The organism is Acidobacterium sp. S8 (assembly GCF_009765985.1).
Classification (GTDB): domain Bacteria; phylum Acidobacteriota; class Terriglobia; order Terriglobales; family Acidobacteriaceae; genus Alloacidobacterium.
Map to the genome: position 1 here is coordinate 612,729 of NZ_LMUM01000034.1, position 19,029 is coordinate 631,757.

Below are 19,029 nucleotides of genomic sequence, written 5' to 3' on the forward strand. Positions count from 1 at the left end.
CAAAGTAGTTCGCAGAGATCTCTGCCAGCGCGCGTCTACCGTGCGCGACCTCAGCAACAGCAATATCAGGTGAGCCCGCAGCAATTTCCTGAAACGCCATCGCGGAATCCGTGACAACGGCATGGGCGCCACGTTCGATAGCCGAGAGAATAAACCTGTTACCATCCGCCGTGCCGCCCTGCATGGCAACAAATAGCGAGCCTTGCGCGACTTTGCGCGAATCGTATTCGACGCCTGTCACGTCCGCCAAGGGGCCAGCTCGTCGCACCAGACGAACTCCCCGCAAAACCTCATCCATGTGCATAGGAATAAATCGATTCTAGCTTCAGCGGGTGAAGCGCACCACAATCTCTGTACCCATCGGCACCATCGTACCGGCAGAGGGCGCCTGCTGACGTGCAATTCCCGAGCCCAGTGCCTGCACTCCGAGTCCGGCTGTGCCCGCCTGCTCAATCACATGGCGTACAGACTGCCCAACAAAGGAAGGCACTGCGACACGTTTGGACGCATTGACTACCACCGATCCGTTCACGACCGGAGCTGGCGCGGTCGCAGAGATTGATGGTGGCGGCGGAGCTGGATCATCGGAGAGCTTTTTCAGTGGTGTCGTCTCGGCTACTGGAGTAGTTACAGCCGCATGAAGAGGTGGTGTAGGTGTATTCGTCGCGACTTGCACAGGTGCAGCATCCTTCGCTACCGGAGCAGCCTGTGCCGTCACCGGTGGAGCGCGCAGCGGATCATCCGCCGGAAGATCATTCACATCGGCAAAAAGCGAGTTCAGATTTTCATCACTTTCGGCGGGCCTGTCGTCGTCCTCTACCGGCTGCTGGTCTTTCGCAATCAGCGGTTGCGGCTTCAAATCCTGATCGTGCGGCACGCCAAGGTATTCGAGAATCTGCTGCGCCAGATCATGAAACGCAGGAGCGCTGGCCTGCGCGCCGTGGTGGCCGCCGGCTTCGGGCGAATCCATCACAATGGCAATGCTGATCGCGGGATTGTTCACCGGAGCATAGCCCACAAAAGAGGCAACGTACTTTGTCTTGGAATAGGTGTGCGTGCGCACGTCGATCTTCTGCGCCGTGCCCGTCTTGCCAGCGGCGCTATAGCCATCGAGCTGCGCGAAGCGGCCTGTGCCGTTTTCCACCACGCCTTCCATCATCTTGCGCATCTCCGCCGAGGTCATCGTCGAAATCACGCGGTGCGCCCCGTCCGGCAGCGGATTCGGCAGATCACCATTCGGATGAAACGAGATGGGTTGCAGCTTCGGATCGCCCTTGCGCAGGTCGGTGCTTTTGATCAGAATGTGCGGCGGCAGATATACGCCCCCATTAGCAATGGTGGAAACCATGGTGATGAGCTGGATCGGCGTTACGCCGATCTCCTGCCCCATAGGAATGGAGCCAATCGAAGTCGGCTCCCAGCGCTTGACAGGCTTGAGCAGGCCGCGCGTTTCCGAGGGCAACTCGATGCCCGAGCGCTGGCCAAAACCGAAGGAACGAATGTATTGGTAATACTTATCTTGCCCCATGCGCAGCGCCAGCTTGATCGCAGCCACGTCGCTCGACTCCCACAGCGCCTGGCTCGTTGAAATTACATTTCCAAAGCGGGCTTCGTAGCGAATGGCGTCATTGTCATCGTGCGTGGTTCGCCCGGCGATTGTGATTCTGCCGCCATCTGTGGCGATCTTGGAGTCGGGCGTGGCGACCTTTTCTTCAAGCGCGGCGGAATAGGCCACCAGCTTGAAGGTCGAGCCCGGCTCATAGACATCGCTCACCGCGTGGTCGCGCAGCAGGTCAGTCGTTGCATGGCGAAAATCATTGGGATTGAATGTAGGACGAATCGCCAGCGCCAGAATTTGCCCGGTATGCGGGTCTTGTACGACGATGGTTCCGTTGATCGACTTGGTGCGCTCCATATTGCGATCCAGCTCCTGCTCGGCCATGAACTGGATATTCGCATCGAGCGTCAGCACCAGGTTGTCACCCGGAAGCGGCTCGCGCTCCTCGCTGCCGAGCACATGCCTGCGCGCATCGAGCGCCGTCAACATGCGACCTGGCGTACCGTGCAGCTCATCATCGAAGTTTTGCTCCAGGCCGCCGAGTCCGCTATCATCCAGGCCGACATAGCCCAGCACCTCGGAGGCAAGCTGGTTATCAGGATAAAAACGCTTGAACTCCTTCTGGACATACACGCCCTTCAGGTTCAGCGCCTTTACTTTAGCGATAACCGCCGGGTCCTGCTTGCGTGAGACCCAGGCAAAATTCTTTGAGGCGTTGAACCGTGCCCGAATTTGCTTTTCTGAAGTAAAGGAATCGGTCGGGTCGATATGGACGACCTTTGCCAGGGCCGCCGCCGTCGCAGGCCGCGCATCCCCGATTTCCGAAGGCACTGCATAAATCGAGTCTGCCAGCACGGTCATCGCCAGCTCGTGCAGGTTCCGGTCGTAGAGCACTCCGCGGCGCGGAGCTACTTCAAATGTTCGCTGTTGCTGCCGGGCGGCGCGCTCCACAAATTCGTGGTGCCGGATCACCTGCAACCATACCAGCCGCATGCCGATCGCCCCCACCCACAGGGCAAAAAACGCGAGCACATAGACCACGCGCAAGCGGCGCATCGGGGTAATGACACCCGTTTGCGCCGCTTGTGTGTTCTGCGATGCCGGATTGATTTGGGGCTGAAATGAGAACCGCTTCACCGCACGCTACCTTCCGGCAGAAATTCAAGTTTAGCGAAGAGGCATAGCAGGCGTCATCTGCGCCAAAACAGGCCCATTTGGATCGACGCTGGCATCCGGACGAACCACCTGTCCAGGACGGGGTGCATCCAGACCCAGATGTTTGGCCATGCGGTCGATGCGGGCAGGATCGCCGAGCTGAGCTTCGGTCAGGCGAAGCTGCCGGTTCTGCTCTTCAAGCTGCACCACCTGCTGCTTCTCCGATTCCACCCGGTAGCCATATTCGATGGAGCTGAAGTGCTGCCAGCCATAGACCATCACCAGGGCGAAGAGCATGGCCATCGCGCAGGCAAACGTTCGCATCTCGCGCACGCGCTGCGGATCGGCGGCCTTCACCAGCCGCGAGTTATCAAAACGCTTTGCAAAGAAGACTTCAGGTGTCGGCCCCCGGCGCGCGCGCTGCTGCTGCGCAAACAGGGACAGGTTCCGCTCAGCGGCCGTCGCTTCCACACTCTTGCGCGAGGCCGTCATCATTCCGTTGCTTGCGATTACCTGTGTTGCCATCTCGTCTTCTCCACTTCTGCTTCTTATTCCCTATTTGCCTTCCTCAAACGACCGGGCCAGAGCCGCTATTTCTGAGGAAGGATTGAACTGAATGTCGTCTTGCCAACTTTCGCCTTGTACTACGGTGGGACGACCCCGGCCCGATCCTTTCACTTCATGAAAACCTTCCAGCTTTCTTCTTTTCCGCTGCCCGCAGCTTCGCGCTGCGCGACCTCGGATTGCGATCCGTCTCCTCCGCTTCCGCCGTCACCGGCTTCCGCGTCAACACCTCATAAATCCCTTGCCGCGCGCCTTCGCGCAGCGAATCTTTGGCTCGCCGGTCTTCGAGAGAGTGAAAGCTGATCACCACCAGCCTTCCTCCCGGCTTCAATAGCCTCGGCGCTGCATCCAGCAGCGCTTCGATCTCAGACAACTCGGCATTTACGTAAATTCGGAGGGCCTGAAAGGTTCGTGTCGCAGGGTGCAGAGCATGTCGACTGCGGTCTGATTTCATTATCGGGGCCGCAGCCGATATGACTTTGGCAAGTTGTGCCGTTGTCGTGATCGGCCGGGCCCTGACAATGGCTCTGGCGATTCTCCGCGACCTCCTTTCCTCTCCGAATTCGTAAATCAGATCGGCAAGCTCTTTTTCGTCGACCTGGTTTACCACCTGTTCGGCGGACATGCCCACGCGAGGATTCATCCTCATGTCTAATGGGCCGTCCGCCTGAAAACTAAATCCTCTATGCGCCTCATCGAACTGCAGTGAGCTGACGCCAAAATCCGCCAGCAGCCCGTCCAGGCTCTCCGCCTCCAGCAGCTTCTCCGCCTGTGAAAACTCCACATCGTGCAGGACGACTTCCGGCATCGCCGGTCCCAGCACTTCGCGCAGATCATCGAGCCGCTTGCGCGCAATGGCCATCGCATCCGGATCGCGGTCAAACGCAATCAGCTTGCCCCGAGGGCCAAGCTGTCGCGCAATTGCCGTCGAATGTCCAGCAAGTCCGAGAGTGGCATCCACATACGTGCCGCCCGGCCGCACATTCAGGTATCGGATCGCATCTTGTAAAAGAACCGGCACATGCCGTTCACGTTCCGTCATGTGCTACCCCCTTGGGGGCCTGGTTACAACCCCAAAAACTAAAGCCCAAATCCTGCCAAAGCCTGCTCGTCTTCCGGTGTCAGCGGATTCTCGTCCATATTCCGCTTGAAATCTTCATGGTTGGCCACGGTCAGATAGTTCTGCATGCCGAAAACCACCACATCTGTCATCAAATTCGCCGTCTCCCGCAAAATCTGCGGCAGCAGCAGCCGGCCCTGCGCGTCCATTTCTGCTGTCTGGCCGTAATAGTTGATCCGGTCCATCAGCTTCTTCTTTGCTGGATGAAAGCTCGGTATCTCCTTGAGCTTTTCTTCAATCTTTTCCCACTCTTTCAGCGGATAAATCTCGGCTACCTTGCCATCCTTGCTGGTGATGTAAAAGAGCGAGCCGTAGTTCTCCGTCAGCGGACGCTTGAACTCCGCCGGGAGCTTGAGCCTCCCCTTTTCATCAACGCGCGCTGGATGGTTTCCACGAAACATAGCCGCTCATTTCCTGCTGACCGGATTCCGTCAATGCCTTTATCGGTTGACGGGTCCGATTCAGGAGTAAAAATCAAAAATCTTCGAGAATCGCTCCCGATGGACCATTTTTGACTACTTTGCTCCACCGACATCGTAAACCAGTAGATGCACCCGTCAAAAGTTGTTTTCTTGTGGAGATTCACGGAAAAGATGAAGAGCAAAAGACCTGAAATTTTGGCGATGCTCAAAGCCCATTATCTAGTACAGGGAGATCGCATCCCATACCGCAGATAGTGTTTGCAAATTTGATTCCCGGCCATATTTCCATACTTGCCATATTTGCCGGGGCAGGATAGGCAATTTCGCCCTATCTTCGCCTAATGGAAAACTCCATTGCGTTCACGAAGCCGGCGCTGAACATAAAACACCAGGTACGCTACCACCAGCACATTCACCAGAACAAGTCCGGCCTTGACCCATGAGGGGTGTCGAACGATTTCAAAAAACTCCCACGGCAGAAACGATGCGGTCAAAATCAGCGTGAAATACTCCGCCCAGGTTTTTTCCAGCACCAGGCCGGTTCCCTCGATAAAATCCAGGCACGCATAGCAAAAAATCGCAATCGTAATCTGCTTCATTCTATGCGCGTCGATCAGCGCAGCTTTATCCAGCAGCAAATTGACGAATTTGCTCTCCGGATCGAAGTGCATATCGATCAGCCAATGAGAGAGGATATCGGCGATATCACGGTGTAACAGCTTGAGGGCGCCGATGCCGAGCAGAACGAACAGAATACCCTTGAGCAACTTGAATCCGCCAATCACTATGATCCAGCGATCATGGTGACGGACTTTTTTGGTCGATGCGGTCTGAACGTTCTGCACTGCGATAATGGATCCTGTTCCCATCTTAGAGTCTGCTAAAGACTCCGATGCGGCCTTTTAACGGACCGCTGCTCTGGCGGGATGCATCCTCTTCAAAAAGGGGGCAAGCTTCTCAAGAGCCGCCTCGACGCTTAGACCGTAGCGTGCCCTCAACTGCTCGACCTTGCCGTGCTCTATAAAGCGGTCAGGCCACCCGATGCGGACAACAGGAACCTGCAGCTGCATCTCTCCCAGGGCCTCCATCACGGCGCTGCCGAAGCCACCCATCAAGACATGATCCTCAAATGTGACGATGACGCCCACTCGTTTGGCGTATTGCGCCAGAATCTCCCGATCCAGCGGCTTGACGAAGCGCGGATTGATCACGGCCGCAGAGTATCCCTGACCTGCCAATCTCTCAGCCAGATCCTGTGCCATCGGTAGCAGCGCACCCAGACCAAAGATGGCAATGTCGTCGCCATCGGCAATGACTTCGGCCTTACCGATCGGCAATGCCGCGGACTGCTCCTTCACCGGTGTTCCGGGTCCGGTACCACGCGGATAACGCACCGCGCTCGGTCCATCATGCAACATGGCGGTAAAGAGCATGTCGGCTAGCTCATCTTCATTCGCCGGGACCATGTGGATGATGTTCGGAATGCCGCGAAGATAGCTGATATCGAAGAGCCCGTGGTGCGTCGCCCCGTCATCGCCGCTCAGGCCGCCACGGTCCATGCAGAAGACTACCGGAAGGTTCTGCAGGCATACGTCATGCACGATGGGATCGAAAGCCCTCTGCAGAAATGTCGAATAAATCGCGCAGTAGGGTCTATAACCGCGCGTCGCCATGCCGGCAGCGAAAATCACCGCATGCTCTTCCGCGATGCCTACATCGAAATACCTATTCGGATGGTGCGGACGGAAGAGATCAAGCGCCGTGCCGTTCGGCATCGCTGCCGTAATTGCGACGACCTTCTCATTCTTGTCAGCCAGCTTGACCAGCGTATTCGCAAAGACTTCTGAGTACGTCGGCTGACCTGCAGACTTGGTCTCGCCGGTCTCAGGATCGTATGGCCCGAGCCCGTGAAACTTCTTCTGTTTGTCGAGAGCCGGTTGAAAACCGCGACCCTTTTGCGTAATCGCATGCAGCAGCACAGGGCGGTCCTGCGTCTTCAGAAACTGAAATGTCTCAATCAGCAGCCCGATATTGTGCCCATCCAGCGGCCCGTAATACGTAAGCCCAAACTCTTCGAAGAAGACCGAAGGCCACAGCATGCCCTTCGCCGCTTCCTCGGCTCGCCGCACGACGCTCACTGCTGTTTTACCGGTCTTGCCCAGGCGTTCCAGCAATCGCGCTGCGCTGTCGTGCAAATGAGTCACATGCTCGTTGGTAACAATCTTGTGCAGATAACGCGCAATCGCGCCGACATTGCGATCGATCGACCATTCGTTATCGTTCAGAACCACGATCAGCCGCTTCGTCTGGTCCGCGATATTGTTCAACGCCTCAAACGAGATGCCATTGGTAAAAGCCGCATCACCAGCCAGCGCAACCACGTGCTCCTTGCCCCCTGCAAGATCACGCGCTACCGCCATACCCAGAGCGGCAGAGAGAGCGGTGCCGGCGTGTCCAGCGCCATAGATATCATGCTCACTCTCGGTGCGCAGCATGAAGCCGTTCAGGCCGCCGGGCTGCCTTATCGTCTCAAAGCGGTCGCGACGCCCTGTCAGCAGCTTATGGATATAAGCCTGATGGCTGACATCAAAAACAAACTTGTCCGCCGGAGTATCAAAGACGTAATGCATGGCCAGCGTCAGCTCTACTACACCGAGATTTGGCCCAAGGTGGCCCCCGGTTTTCGATAGCGACTGGATCAGAGTTTCGCGGATTTCCTGCGCCAGCGATTCCAGTTCTGCAACGGAAAGCTTCTTGATATCAGCCGGCGATTGGATGGTGTCGAGTAAATGTCCCATTCAGTGATAAAGCGCCCGTCTTTATAGACTCAGATGCGCGCGACCAGTTGCTCCTTTTGAGCCATCAAAAAAAGACCCCCTGAAGGGCCTTGTACAGCAGAGCGAAGGTCATTCCTCTGAAAGCTAAGTATAACATTTATATGAATCGTGCATAGCACCCGTGGGAGACCGGCCATTCGATGAGTGAATCTCAAGCCCTTCTGGACCAGATTTTCGACGTATCAGAGTCTGTGCGTTACGCTGCACTTTATCGCGACGATCACCTCGTTTCCCGCCAGCGGGATGAGATTGCTGGGGCCTCTTCGAACGAGTCGGATCGCTACGAAGAGCTCTTCGTGAACCCCACGCTTCTCACACTCATCCGGCAACGCGGCAACGTGGACTGCGGCGGAGCTCAGTTTGTCGTCGTACGTTACGGAAACTTTTATCAGCTGGTAATTGCTCTGACCGGCGGCCACGTTTCGGTCTGCTTCGAGCTCTCCGCGAATCCGCTGGAATATGCCGGCCGCATTCGAGACATCTGCGAATAAGCCCGCAGGAGCCGGCTACTCCACCAGTGCCCGTAATGCTTCCTTTGGCGGCGTCTCTTTGCGAAACTCGCCCTCCCAGCGCGCCACCACGGCAGAAGCAAGGCAGTTTCCCACCACGTTCACCGTGGTCCGCCCCATATCCATCAACGCGTCAATTCCAAGAATGAGAAAAATTGGCTCCTCCGGCAGATGAAAGACCGACGAAGTAGCCAGCAGCACCACCAGCACGGCACGCGGCACCCCGGCAACGCCCTTGCTTGTCAGCATCAATACAGCCAGCATGAATATCTGCTGCTTCCAGCCCAGATGCATGCCGCCTGCCTGTGCCACGAACACTGAAGCAATGGCCAGATAAAGCGCCGACCCGGCAAGATTGAAGCTGTATCCCGTCGGAATCACGAAACCGACGATCCTGCGCGGCACGCCAAAGGCCTCCATTGCCTCCATCGCGCGCGGCAGCGCAGCTTCTGAGGTGCTGGTAGCAAAAGCGATGGTGGCAGGCTCGGCAATAGCAGCCAGAAATCCGCGCAGCGGAATGCGCGCAATCAGCAGCGCAGGCAGCATTGCCAGCAATGCAAACGCGATTAGCGCGACATAGAGCGTCACCAGTAGCTTCGCCAGGCTCGCCATCACGCCCAGCCCGCCATGCGCCACCGTGTAAGCCAGAGCCGCGCCCACGCCGATCGGCGCGTAGTACATCACAATGTTGGTAAAGGCGAACATCGTCTGCGTCAGCGATTCGGCTATGCGCAACAATGGCGCACGCTGCTCTTCCTTCAACCGTGCGAGTGCAAGGCCAAAGATCAGCGCAAAAACCGCAACCTGCAGAATCTGATCCTCTGCGACCGATTTCGCGATATTCTCCGGAAATACGTGCAGCAGAAATTGCTGCCATGAAAGCCCGGTATCGTGCGGCGGCCCAGTCTCCATACGCATCTCAGCGTGCCCGTGGATCGGCGCGTTTTGCACCGCATCCAGTCCGACTCCCGCTTTCGATACATTGATCGATACCAGCCCGATCACCAGCGCGACCGTCGTCAACACCTCAAAATAGATCAGCGACTTCAGCCCAAGTCTGCCGACGCTACGCATTTCACCGTGTCCCGCAATCCCGGTGATAAGCGTTCCCAGAATCAGCGGCGCAACGATCGCCTTGATCAGGCGCAGAAAAATATCGCTGAAAACACGCGCCTCTAAGGCCGCACTCGGCAGATCCAGCCCAAACTCCACGCCGGCCAGCATCCCCCAGATGATCCATGCCGTAAGCGATCTCCGCCTGAACGCAAAAACCGTGAATACAATCAGCCCGAGCAGACGTAGCCACAGCCCAACATGAGAAGCATGCAGCGCAATTCCGACGACGTAGAGAACTGCGCCGGCCATGCCAAGCCAGCTGCTGCGCTTTATCTTTGCTGAAGATGTCATGGGTTCATTTCAACCATATGGCACTGCTAGCATAAAGCCAGACAGTTTCGAGAGGTTCGGAAATGCGATTCGTTGCCCTGCCTGTTTCACTTGCCAGCCTGATTCTCTGCGTCTCTGCATCCGCTCAGCAACTGCAACTCGACCCGCTGGCGAAACCTTCGCCATCTGCCAACATGTCGAGCGCTTTGACGAATCCCGGCATCTCGCCCGGCGTGGCTTTTCTCTTTCAGCTTGAGGCCCAGTTTGCGGCAGATACGGCAAAGGCTGGCGGCAAAGCCTTCGCCTCGTGGTTCGCCGATGATGCCGTAACACTCGGCAACAAGCAGGCGCCAGTGATGGGCCACGCTGCCATCGCAGCGCAAACCACGTGGAGCCCGGAAGAATATCAATTGACCTGGACGCCGCAGGGCGGCGAGATGTCTGCCGCAGGCGACATGGGCTACACCTGGGGACATTATGAAGGCCATTCCAAAGATAAAAACGGCAACGCCGTCGTCACCAGTGGCCGCTATTTGACTATCTGGAAGAAACAGTCCGATGGAAAATGGAAAGTCACGCTCGACTCCAGCAGCGAAGAGCCGCCCTCAGCAGGCGATTGCTGCAAGGTGCCCTAAAAAATAAGTCCGACAAAAAAGCCGGGCTTACGAATCTTGTAAACCTGAACTACTCATCCTGCTCGCGCAGTTTGGCGATCACGTTGAAGTCTTCCAGCGTCGAAATATCTCCTTTGATATCCCCGCCTGCTGCCAGTTCGCGCAGTAACCGCCGCATGATTTTGCCCGACCGCGTCTTCGGCAGCTGTTCGGTAAAGCGAATGTCATCAGGACGCGCAAGCGCTCCAATCTCCTTGGCCACCCAGGCACGCAGCTCGTCTTTCAATTCTTTTGATGGCTCATAGCCGCTCTCGAGCGTGACAAACGCAGCAATCGCCTGCCCCTTCATCTCGTCCGGACGTCCCACCACCGCGGCTTCGGCAACCTTGGAGTGAGCCACCAGCGCCGACTCCACTTCCATCGTGCCAAGACGATGACCACTCACATTGAGCACGTCATCGACGCGCCCCATCAGCCAGTAGCAGCCATCCTCATCCACGCGCGCGCCGTCACCGGTGAAGTACGATCCCGGAATCTCCGACCAATAACCCTTCACGTAGCGCTCCGGGTTGTTGTAGATCGTTCGCGCCATTGAAGGCCACGGCTTGCGAATCACCAGCAACCCGCCATGTCCTGCCGGAACCGGCTGGCCTTCTTTTGTAACTACTTCAGGCACAATTCCAAAGAAAGGTCGCGTCGCTGAACCCGGCTTTGTCGGCACTGCACCCGGAATCGGCGCAATCATGATGGCGCCCGTCTCCGTCTGCCACCACGTATCGACAATCGGACAGCGCCCTTTGCCGACCTTATCGCGATACCACATCCACGCCTCAGGATTGATCGGCTCGCCCACTGTCCCCAGCAACCGCAGCGAATCGAGCTTGTACTTTTCCAGATATTTCTCGCCCCATTTTATAAAGGCACGGATTGCCGTCGGTGCCGTATAGAAAATCGTGACCTTGTGATCGTCAATAATCTTCCAGAAGCGATCCATCTCCGGAAAATTCGGAGCGCCCTCATACATCAGCGTTGTCACGCCATTCTGCAACACGCCATACACAACGTAAGAATGTCCCGTCACCCAGCCAATATCCGCCGAGCACCAGTACATATCATCTTCGCGCAGATCGAAGATGTACTTGCTGGTAAGGTACGTCTGCACCGAATAGCCGCCAGTGGTATGCACCAGGCCTTTCGGCTTGCCTGTTGTTCCCGAGGTGTAAAGAATGTAAAGCGGATCTTCAGAGTCCAGCTCTTCAGCCGGGCAATCCGGAGCAGCTTTCGCCATCAGTTCATGCCACCAGTAGTCGCGTCCGGCCTGCATGTTTACTGGCGATCCCGACCGCTGATATACCACAACGTCCTTCACTGTCGGACATTGCCCAACAGCCTCATCGACCGTCGCCTTGAGCTTCACTTCGTTACCGCGGCGATACGCCGTATCCTGCGTCAGAATCGCTACGCATTCCGCATCGTTCACGCGGTCAACGATCGCATGCGCCGCAAAACCGCCAAAGATCACTGAATGCACCGCGCCAATACGTGCGCAGGCCAGCACTGCAATTGCAAGCTCTGGCGTCATGCCCATGTAGACAGCAACCCGGTCGCCCTTCTTGATGCCCAGGCCCTTCAGCACATTGGCAAAGCGCTGCACTTCGCCGTGCAGATCGCCAAAAGTCAATCTACGGATCTCTCCTGGCTCGCCTTCCCAGACAATCGCGACCTTATCTCGCTTGTCGCCCAGCGCGTGCCGATCGACGCAGTTGTAGCAGAGATTTGTCTTCCCGCCGACAAACCACTTTGCCCATGGCTCATTCCACTCCAGCACCTTGTCCCACGGTTTGAACCAGTGCAACTCTCGTGCAGCATCCGCCCAGAAACTCTCCGGATCTTCTACAGATCGCCGGTAAATCTCTTCATACTCGGCGAGGTTTTTGACATGCGCTTTAGCGGCAAATTCGGCAGGCGGAGGAAAGACACGGTTTTCGCGTAGCGTGGAATCAAGATGGGGATCATGGCTTGCGGTCGTTAAAGACATGCTTCTAGCTGTACCTCTTTGGGCTCGAAGGAGATTGAGAACGAAGAAAAAACAATTCTTCTCCCGCAATCACGTTAAAGGCTGGCTACTGGAAGTGGCAAGGGCTTTTCTGTATAGACAGGTATACATGGTGCCATTTGTAGCCTCGTGCCAAGAAAAATCGTGCTATTTTAGCTGTGTTCTTAAGGGATCGCACAATGAAACGAGTCGCCCTCCTCGTAGTGCTTCTGCAGGCAGTGTTTGCATCCTCCCTCGCGGCCGGACAGCAAGCTCCTCAGGATGCTCCGCACGCCCCAGATGGAGGTACATTTGAGCGAATCAATAATATCGACATCCCGCCCGTCGCCAATGCTCCTTTTACTGCGACGGTAAGTGCCGAATGGATACGGAAGCTTGAGGACGGCGGCACGATTACCATTTCAAATCATCGACAGGTCGCGCGCGATAGCAGTGGACGCGTCTTTCAGGAGCGGAGGCTGCTAGTACCTGGCGGCGACCAGAAAACCTCTCCCATCTCTGAACTCGACTTCAGCGATCCAAATCAGCATGAACTCTATATTTGCTTCCCATCCGCGCATACATGCTCTCTGCGTGACTACTATGTACCAGCGGATTTTCACCTTCCCCAGCCCGGCGAGTTGCCTAGCCACCAGGGCAACCTGACCCGCGAAGATCTGGGTAAAAACACACTGGACGGCGTGGAAGTTGTCGGGACACGGGAAACTCTTACTCTCAATCAGGGTACGATCGGCAATTCCCAACCGCTGTCTGTCACCAAGGAGTTCTGGTACTCACCTCAGCTGGGAATCAATCTGCTGGTCAAACGTGTCGACCCCCGTCACGGCACGCAGATTTTTTCTGTCTCGGAGTTGAAGTTGGTGTCTACCCAGCCCGCGACTTTCCAGCCTCCGCAGGGATACGCCATTAAGGACATGCGTTCCCCGACAGATCAACAGTCTGAAGGAAGTCCGGTCACACTGCATAATCCATAGCTGAGTGCGATGACACTCTTCTTTGAGCGGTCGCTGGAAAACTACCGCTAAAGAGTCCTCTCGGTCGTGACCGCTACTGATAACGCAGCTGATGCCATTTCCATGCGCTCGCCACAATGTCGTCAAGCCTGGCAAACGAGGGCTTCCAGCCGAGTTCGCTTTCGATCTTCTGTGAACTCGCAATCAATACAGCCGGATCGCCCGAACGCCGCTCCGTCTCTTCCACCGGAATCGGATGCCCGGTGACGCGGCGCGCCGATTCAATCACTTCCAGAATGGAAAAGCCCTGACCGTTGCCAATGTTGTAAATCAACCGGTTTCGTTCGGCAAGCGCCTCAAATGCCAGCAGATGCGCCTGTGCCAGGTCCTGCACATGGATGTAATCCCGAATGCATGTTCCGTCCGGCGTCGGATAATCTCGGCCGTAAATCTTTATATTTTTGCGTTTTCCGAGTGCTACATCCAGAATCAGCGGAATGAGATGAGATTCCGGCTCGTGCGCTTCGCCTCGTCCCTCAATAGCGCCAGCTACGTTGAAATATCGTAGGCTGGCATAACGGAAGCCATGCACACGGTTCATCCACGTCAGCATCTGCTCGACCAGCAGCTTCGATTCCCCATAGGCATTCGTCGGGCGTAGCGGCGCATCTTCCCGAATAGGTGTCGATTCCGGCTCTCCATAAACGGCCGCCGTCGATGAAAAAACCAGCCGGTTGATGCTTTTCGCCAGCATCGCTTCCAGCAATACAAGCGTGGACGATGAGTTGTTGCGAAAATAAAGTTCCGGCTTCTTCATGCTCTCGCCGGCCTCAATGAGAGCGGCAAAGTGCATCACTCCGTCAAATTTCCTGGAAGAAAAGAGCTGTTCCAATTTGGAACGGTCAGCGATATCTCCCTCCACGAATTCAGCTCGCTCGGGGACCATGGATCTGTGTCCATGGCAGAGGTTGTCGTAAATTGTGACTTCGTGACCGTTGTCCAGCAGAAGATTTGCGACCGTGCCGCCGATATAGCCAGCCCCGCCCGTAACCAAAAGTCTCACGTTATCTCCTCGTATCGCTTTGAATTATAGCTATTTCCATTGCAGGGACTGAGGCAACCGAAGCGGGCTCTTTGGCAGTCGAACATTATGGTGGAGAAGGTCTGACAAACAAATTTACACAGACGCAACCGCTTTCTGCGGTAATACTTACGCGGTTCTCCCCGCCTCAATGGAATTAAGGGGGATGTTACCAAAATCATTACTTTTGTAACATGCATGAAAGAGGATAGTAGTTCGACCTTTCTGCGCTTTTGCAGGAATATCGTACGATCACTATCAATCGAGCACATTTGGAAGCCATCTTGCTACATTAATTCGGGAGCAGCTTGAAAAGTGCATTTTTGGCACCGAACAGGTACGTAATCCTCACCGAACGAAAACAAACGCGGTGCGCAGTCGCTATAAATTGCGTCTTTAATAATGCGATATCAAATTTACCCGGATATTTTGATCTACTGACTCTATGGCAAGTAACGATCCGCTAAATCAATCCACCTTTGGCCTCCTTCCAGAGCCTAAGGGACGCCTTGGGTCTTTCGGCATCAGCGCAATTGTGAATGGCGTGGCAGGTGCGATCCTGATTCTGCTTACCATGGCCCAGGTGCATAAGGAGAAAGTGCGCCGCTACGAAGCTACGCAGCTCGTTTTCCCGGTGGAACAGCCCAAGCCATACATTCCGCCTGCCCCCAAGGTGAAGGTCATTCCTCCTCCGCCGAAGATCGACCAGCCCCCGAAGATCTCTATCCCCAAGCCTCAGCCTGAACCACCCAAACCGGTTGCGGTGAAAATTCCGACCCCCGACGTGCATCCTGTAGTCGCTGCACCACCAAAGGCAGTTGCTCCGCCGCCGCAGCCGAAGGTAGGCCTGTTCAAGAGCGCGACACCGACAGCGGTCGCCAACAATACTTCCGCACCATCCCTGAAAACTGGCGGATTCGGCGACCCCGTAGGCGTAACGCCCAATCCCAGCGCCAGCCGTCCAGCAAATATCGCGGCGGTCGGTGCTTTTGGGGCTGCGCCTGGCGCTGCCCAGGGTGCTGGCGCTGCCCGGCAGGGCAGTGTTCAAGGTACAGCTTTCGGTTCCGGAGTCGCCAACGGCGTCCCGGGCGGCAAAGACCATGGCACAGTCGCCTCAGCCGGATTCAGCAACGGCGTCGTAGGCGGAACGGGCGCGCCCGGCAGCCACGGAACTGCGGCGGTGGCGGCGGGCGGTTTCGGCCAGACGACAGGCAGCGGCTCCAGTCAGCCAGTCGCAAAGGTCAAAGAACCGGCTTCCACGCCGATCGTGGTCGTAAACAAGCCACTTCCGCAATACACTCAGGAAGCAAAACAGCTCAAGATTGAGGGGGATGTCACCCTCGAAGTCCGTTTCACTGCTTCTGGCCAGGTTGAAGTGCTGAAAGTCGTTCAGGGACTGGGACACGGGCTGGATGAGCAGGCTAAACTGGCAGCCGAACGAATTCGTTTTAAGCCCGCCACGAAGAATGGAGCGGCGGTCGACCAGGTAAGCGTAATTCATATCAGTTTTCAGCTTGCTTGAGCTGTCGACAAGAGAAGTTTGACTGAATCTAATTTTGATTTTGTTGTTTCAAAGCACACGAGAGAAAGAACACAGGAGTCAGGAAATGCCCTTTCGCAAGTTATGGATGACCGGTTTATCGGTTTCTTTGGCGATTTTGACCGCCCAGGCGAAGACGCCAAAATTCACGCCCCCGGTTCCTCTCACTCCCGAGCAGACCGCATTGATTCAGAAAGCGATCGCTCAGGAAAAAGTAACCGTAAAGGCAATCGAGTCGCATACGCCAGTCGTGCAGACCTACATCCAGAACATGCGACCTGACCCAAAGCTTTATTCTGTTCCGGAATCGGACCAATATATGCTCGGTCGCGTGGATTTCGGCAAGACCTTCAGTAATAAGGGCTACGAGGAAAAGTCAGCTTCCCACGGCTTCTTTAAAGGCTCGTTCAAATATGTCAGCGGTCTGACCAAGAGCTTCAACCTCAGTTATTCGCCCACTGGATTCATGGACATGATGTTCCTCGATCCGGTCAGCTTCGACATGCAGCATTACGATTTCGTGTATGTCCGCCGCGAGTTCCTGGGCAGCATCCGCACCCTCGTTTTCGATGTGCGTCCCAAGCCAAAAACCGGGGCTGGCCGATTCTTCGGGCGTATCTGGATTGAGGATCAGGACGGCAACATTGTTCGCTTCAACGGTACTTACAGCAGCAATCCGAACGATGACGTGACGCGCTATTACCACTTTGATAGCTGGCGTCTGAATGTACAGCCGGACATCTGGCTACCTGCAGCAATCTATGTAGAAGAATCGAAGGGCGGCACGGGCAAGAAAAATGGCGGTTTCCGCGCCCAGTCCCATTTCTGGGGTTACTCTCTCAAGCTTCCCACCCGGGAATCAGATGCGGAATCGATGACAATCGAGAACGCTCAGGACCAAAGCGAAAACTCTCAGGATGTCAGTCCATTGGCAGCCAGGCGTGAGTGGGTTTCACAAGCGGAATCGAACGTTCTCGACCGTCTCGTGCAGGCTGGCCTGCTGGCGCCGCCCAGCGACTTCGACAAAGTGCTCGAGCAAGTTACGAACAACATCATCATCGGCAACAAGCTCAACCTTCCCGGCGATATTCATTGCCGCGTCATGATGACTACCCCGCTCGAATCGCTGGCTATCGGCAATACCATTCTGCTGAGCAAAGGGCTGGTTGATGTGCTGCCGCAGGAAGAGGATTTGGCTGCTGTATTGAGCTTTCAGCTGGCGCACATTGTGCTCGGACACCATATTGACACGCGATACGCCTTCAATGACCGTCTGCTCTTTCCTGACGAGGCGACATTGGAACGCATTGAGATGAATCACACCCCAGCTGACAACGAAGCAGCGGCCAAAAGGGGGATGGACCTGTTCAATGGCTCCATTTATCACGATAAAAACGCCACCGTCAGCCTCTTTTATCAGCAACTCGCAGTTCGCGCTAAATCGTTGCCCGCCCTGGTGACACCCCGTTTAGGCGATTCCCTGCTCAAGGCGGATGGAACACCGTGGATGGCTGGCTTCCTTAATCATGGACCAAAGCTGAACATCGAAGATGTGGCCCAGGATCGCGCTGCCTTGCCCATCGGCAGCCACTTGCGCATAGATCCCTGGAACGATCGGGTATATGCGTTGAATTTGCGTGCCGATCAGATCCTGAATCCGGGTGACAAGATGCCACTCGAATTATCGCCGGTCTATTTCCGGCTGCAGCGCTATCAGGCGCCTGCTGCGGCGGCATCTGCAGTTCCTGCAAACGCTCCTCAAACTGGACAGGCGCAGCCGCCAGCGGCAGATAACAATGCTCCGGCACCAGACAATAACAATGCTCAACCCCAGGCACAGCCGCAACAAAACCCTCAGTAGGGTATGAGCAAAGGTAAATAAAAATTGCAATAGCTTCATGAATTTCTTGGCAGATCGCTTATTTTGGAGATCGCAACGTGTTAAAAAAACTCGCTGGTTTTGTACTTCTGCTTCTTCCTATGTCTTTGACTGCCCAAGTGGCTACAGCCACCGAAGGCGGCGGACAGGGTCTCTCCTTCGGCGCAGAATACTCCAATTTTAGTCCTGACTGGGGTCATACTCGGCTGCAAGGTATAGCGGTTGTTGGCGATTTAGATGGAATTTTCCTGAAAAATCTCGGCATTGAAGGGGAAGCCAGGTGGTTGAACTTCAACCAACCATCTGGCGAGACAGAACAGAATTACTTGATCGGTCCCCGTTACCGCCTTTACCGCTATCATAAGTTTAGTTTCTATGCTAAATTCTTGATGGGCGGTGGCTTTATTACCTATCCCAATAAGATTGGTACTGGTAGTTATTTCGCCTACGTCCCCGGAGGCACGGTAGAGTACCACCTAAATCATCACTGGGCCGTACGGGGTGACTACGAATATCAGACCTGGCCCGCCGCGCCTGGCCTTGCGTTCACATACCCAAGGCCAAGCCGCGGACTCACGCCAAACGGTTTCAGCGCTGGCGTTTCATACCACCTCTTCTAAATTGCAAGGAATTAAGCATAAGAAAAAGCCCCGGAGTATTGCTCCGGGGCTTTTTCTTTCTACAAACCTAAGCGATTAGAAGTGGTAGGCCACACCAATCGTCGGATTATTGATGTTGTAATACCGATTCGTGCGGTAGTCAGTAAGCCCGAAATTCGGAGCCTTCACCACGATCCCGCGATACTCCACTCGAATATCCCAGCTCGGGCTCAGCTCATAAGCGATCCCACCGCCGTAAAACCCACCTACGTCAGTGCTCTGTTTGGCGTCTAGATCGGTCGTTTTCTGGTCCTTGATAGGTGAAAAGATGTAACCACCCACACCAGCCTCGACGAACGGATTAAAATTCCTGAAACTGAAGTTATAAACATATGCGGCTGAGACTTCCTGCATGCGAGTGTGAATGCGAATGGAGTTGAAGCTGGTCACATACTTCTGCACGTCCTGGTTGTACTGGTAATTCGCCTCAAGCCCACTGCGCGGTGTCAGCATATAACGGTAGCTGCCCAGCGCACCCCATATGCCGATGGTGGCGTCCTGCTGCACCGTGTTGCCAACTACGTGTGGAGGAATCAAGCCTGCGAGGCTCAAGCTGACATCCTGTCTACTTTCCTGTGCAAACCCAGCCACTGTCGAAAATGACAGCAACGCTAAAGACAACAAAATCTTCTTCATCCGTTCGTGAACCTCTCGCCTGCTAAAAGCTCCGCAGGCACAACGCCTCTCGGGCTCGTC

General features: G+C 55.5%; 17 protein-coding genes. 6 read left to right on the forward strand and 11 right to left on the reverse strand.

Going from position 1 to position 19,029, the window contains the following annotated elements:
• From GSQ86_RS23160 to dxs, 7 genes are all read right to left on the reverse strand, one after another.
• Positions 1-268: Mur ligase domain-containing protein (locus tag GSQ86_RS23160; RefSeq protein WP_254062469.1), on the reverse strand; the 268-nt coding region annotated here is incomplete at its 3' end.
• A gap of 57 nt (positions 269-325) precedes the next feature.
• Entirely contained in the window at positions 326-2,695 is a 2,370-nt protein-coding gene (locus tag GSQ86_RS17875; protein WP_371720674.1) for a penicillin-binding transpeptidase domain-containing protein, read from the reverse strand.
• A gap of 30 nt (positions 2,696-2,725) precedes the next feature.
• Positions 2,726-3,238 carry a cell division protein FtsL gene (locus GSQ86_RS17880; RefSeq protein ID WP_158751291.1) on the reverse strand — a complete coding sequence of 171 codons (513 nt, stop codon included), beginning with the start codon at positions 3,236-3,238 and terminating at the stop codon, positions 2,726-2,728.
• 154 nt (positions 3,239-3,392) lie between these two features.
• A complete protein-coding gene (gene rsmH, locus GSQ86_RS17885; protein WP_158751293.1) occupies positions 3,393-4,319 on the reverse strand; it encodes a 16S rRNA (cytosine(1402)-N(4))-methyltransferase RsmH in 927 nt (308 codons plus the stop codon).
• Between the two features lie 38 nt (positions 4,320-4,357).
• Positions 4,358-4,798: a division/cell wall cluster transcriptional repressor MraZ gene (locus GSQ86_RS17890; RefSeq protein ID WP_158751295.1), complete on the reverse strand. Its 441-nt coding sequence runs from the start codon at positions 4,796-4,798 to the stop codon at positions 4,358-4,360.
• A gap of 359 nt (positions 4,799-5,157) precedes the next feature.
• Positions 5,158-5,688, reverse strand: coding sequence for a DUF2127 domain-containing protein (locus GSQ86_RS17895; protein ID WP_158751297.1), 531 nt, complete (start codon positions 5,686-5,688; stop codon positions 5,158-5,160).
• Between the two features lie 33 nt (positions 5,689-5,721).
• Positions 5,722-7,617 (reverse strand): 1-deoxy-D-xylulose-5-phosphate synthase, encoded by a 1,896-nt coding sequence (gene dxs, locus GSQ86_RS17900; RefSeq protein WP_158751299.1) that lies wholly within the window; start codon positions 7,615-7,617, stop codon positions 5,722-5,724.
• 179 nt (positions 7,618-7,796) lie between these two features.
• Here dxs and GSQ86_RS17905 point away from each other — a divergent pair, with 179 nt between their 5' ends.
• Complete coding sequence (locus GSQ86_RS17905; RefSeq protein ID WP_158751300.1) at positions 7,797-8,147, forward strand: hypothetical protein; 351 nt, start codon at positions 7,797-7,799, stop codon at positions 8,145-8,147.
• A 15-nt stretch (positions 8,148-8,162) separates the two neighbouring features.
• Here GSQ86_RS17905 and GSQ86_RS17910 read toward each other — a convergent pair whose 3' ends face one another.
• Positions 8,163-9,572, reverse strand: coding sequence for a dicarboxylate/amino acid:cation symporter (locus tag GSQ86_RS17910; RefSeq protein ID WP_158751302.1), 1,410 nt, complete (start codon positions 9,570-9,572; stop codon positions 8,163-8,165).
• Between the two features lie 62 nt (positions 9,573-9,634).
• Between GSQ86_RS17910 and GSQ86_RS17915 the strand changes: the two genes are divergently transcribed.
• Positions 9,635-10,186 (forward strand): DUF4440 domain-containing protein, encoded by a 552-nt coding sequence (locus GSQ86_RS17915; RefSeq protein WP_158751303.1) that lies wholly within the window; start codon positions 9,635-9,637, stop codon positions 10,184-10,186.
• A 49-nt stretch (positions 10,187-10,235) separates the two neighbouring features.
• On the opposite strand, the gene acs is transcribed toward GSQ86_RS17915, so the two are convergent.
• Positions 10,236-12,203: an acetate--CoA ligase gene (gene acs, locus GSQ86_RS17920; RefSeq protein WP_158751304.1), complete on the reverse strand. Its 1,968-nt coding sequence runs from the start codon at positions 12,201-12,203 to the stop codon at positions 10,236-10,238.
• 197 nt (positions 12,204-12,400) lie between these two features.
• Here acs and GSQ86_RS17925 point away from each other — a divergent pair, with 197 nt between their 5' ends.
• The gene (locus tag GSQ86_RS17925) at positions 12,401-13,195 is read left to right on the forward strand and encodes a hypothetical protein (protein ID WP_158751305.1); all 795 of its coding nucleotides are present in this window, start codon (positions 12,401-12,403) and stop codon (positions 13,193-13,195) included.
• Positions 13,196-13,268: 73 nt separating this feature from the next.
• Here the strand turns inward: GSQ86_RS17925 and galE are convergent, their stop codons facing one another.
• Entirely contained in the window at positions 13,269-14,237 is a 969-nt protein-coding gene (gene galE, locus GSQ86_RS17930) for a UDP-glucose 4-epimerase GalE (RefSeq protein WP_158751307.1), read from the reverse strand.
• A 463-nt stretch (positions 14,238-14,700) separates the two neighbouring features.
• Here galE and GSQ86_RS17935 point away from each other — a divergent pair, with 463 nt between their 5' ends.
• From GSQ86_RS17935 to GSQ86_RS17945, 3 genes are all read left to right on the forward strand, one after another.
• Positions 14,701-15,777, forward strand: a complete 1,077-nt coding sequence (locus tag GSQ86_RS17935) for an energy transducer TonB (RefSeq protein ID WP_158751309.1) — start codon at positions 14,701-14,703, stop codon at positions 15,775-15,777.
• Between the two features lie 85 nt (positions 15,778-15,862).
• Positions 15,863-17,656: a hypothetical protein gene (locus GSQ86_RS17940; protein ID WP_158751311.1), complete on the forward strand. Its 1,794-nt coding sequence runs from the start codon at positions 15,863-15,865 to the stop codon at positions 17,654-17,656.
• A 77-nt stretch (positions 17,657-17,733) separates the two neighbouring features.
• Positions 17,734-18,294, forward strand: coding sequence for an outer membrane beta-barrel protein (locus GSQ86_RS17945; RefSeq protein ID WP_158751313.1), 561 nt, complete (start codon positions 17,734-17,736; stop codon positions 18,292-18,294).
• A gap of 75 nt (positions 18,295-18,369) precedes the next feature.
• On the opposite strand, the gene GSQ86_RS17950 is transcribed toward GSQ86_RS17945, so the two are convergent.
• Positions 18,370-18,969 (reverse strand): acyloxyacyl hydrolase, encoded by a 600-nt coding sequence (locus GSQ86_RS17950; protein ID WP_158751315.1) that lies wholly within the window; start codon positions 18,967-18,969, stop codon positions 18,370-18,372.
• Between the last annotated feature and the right edge of the window lie 60 nt (positions 18,970-19,029).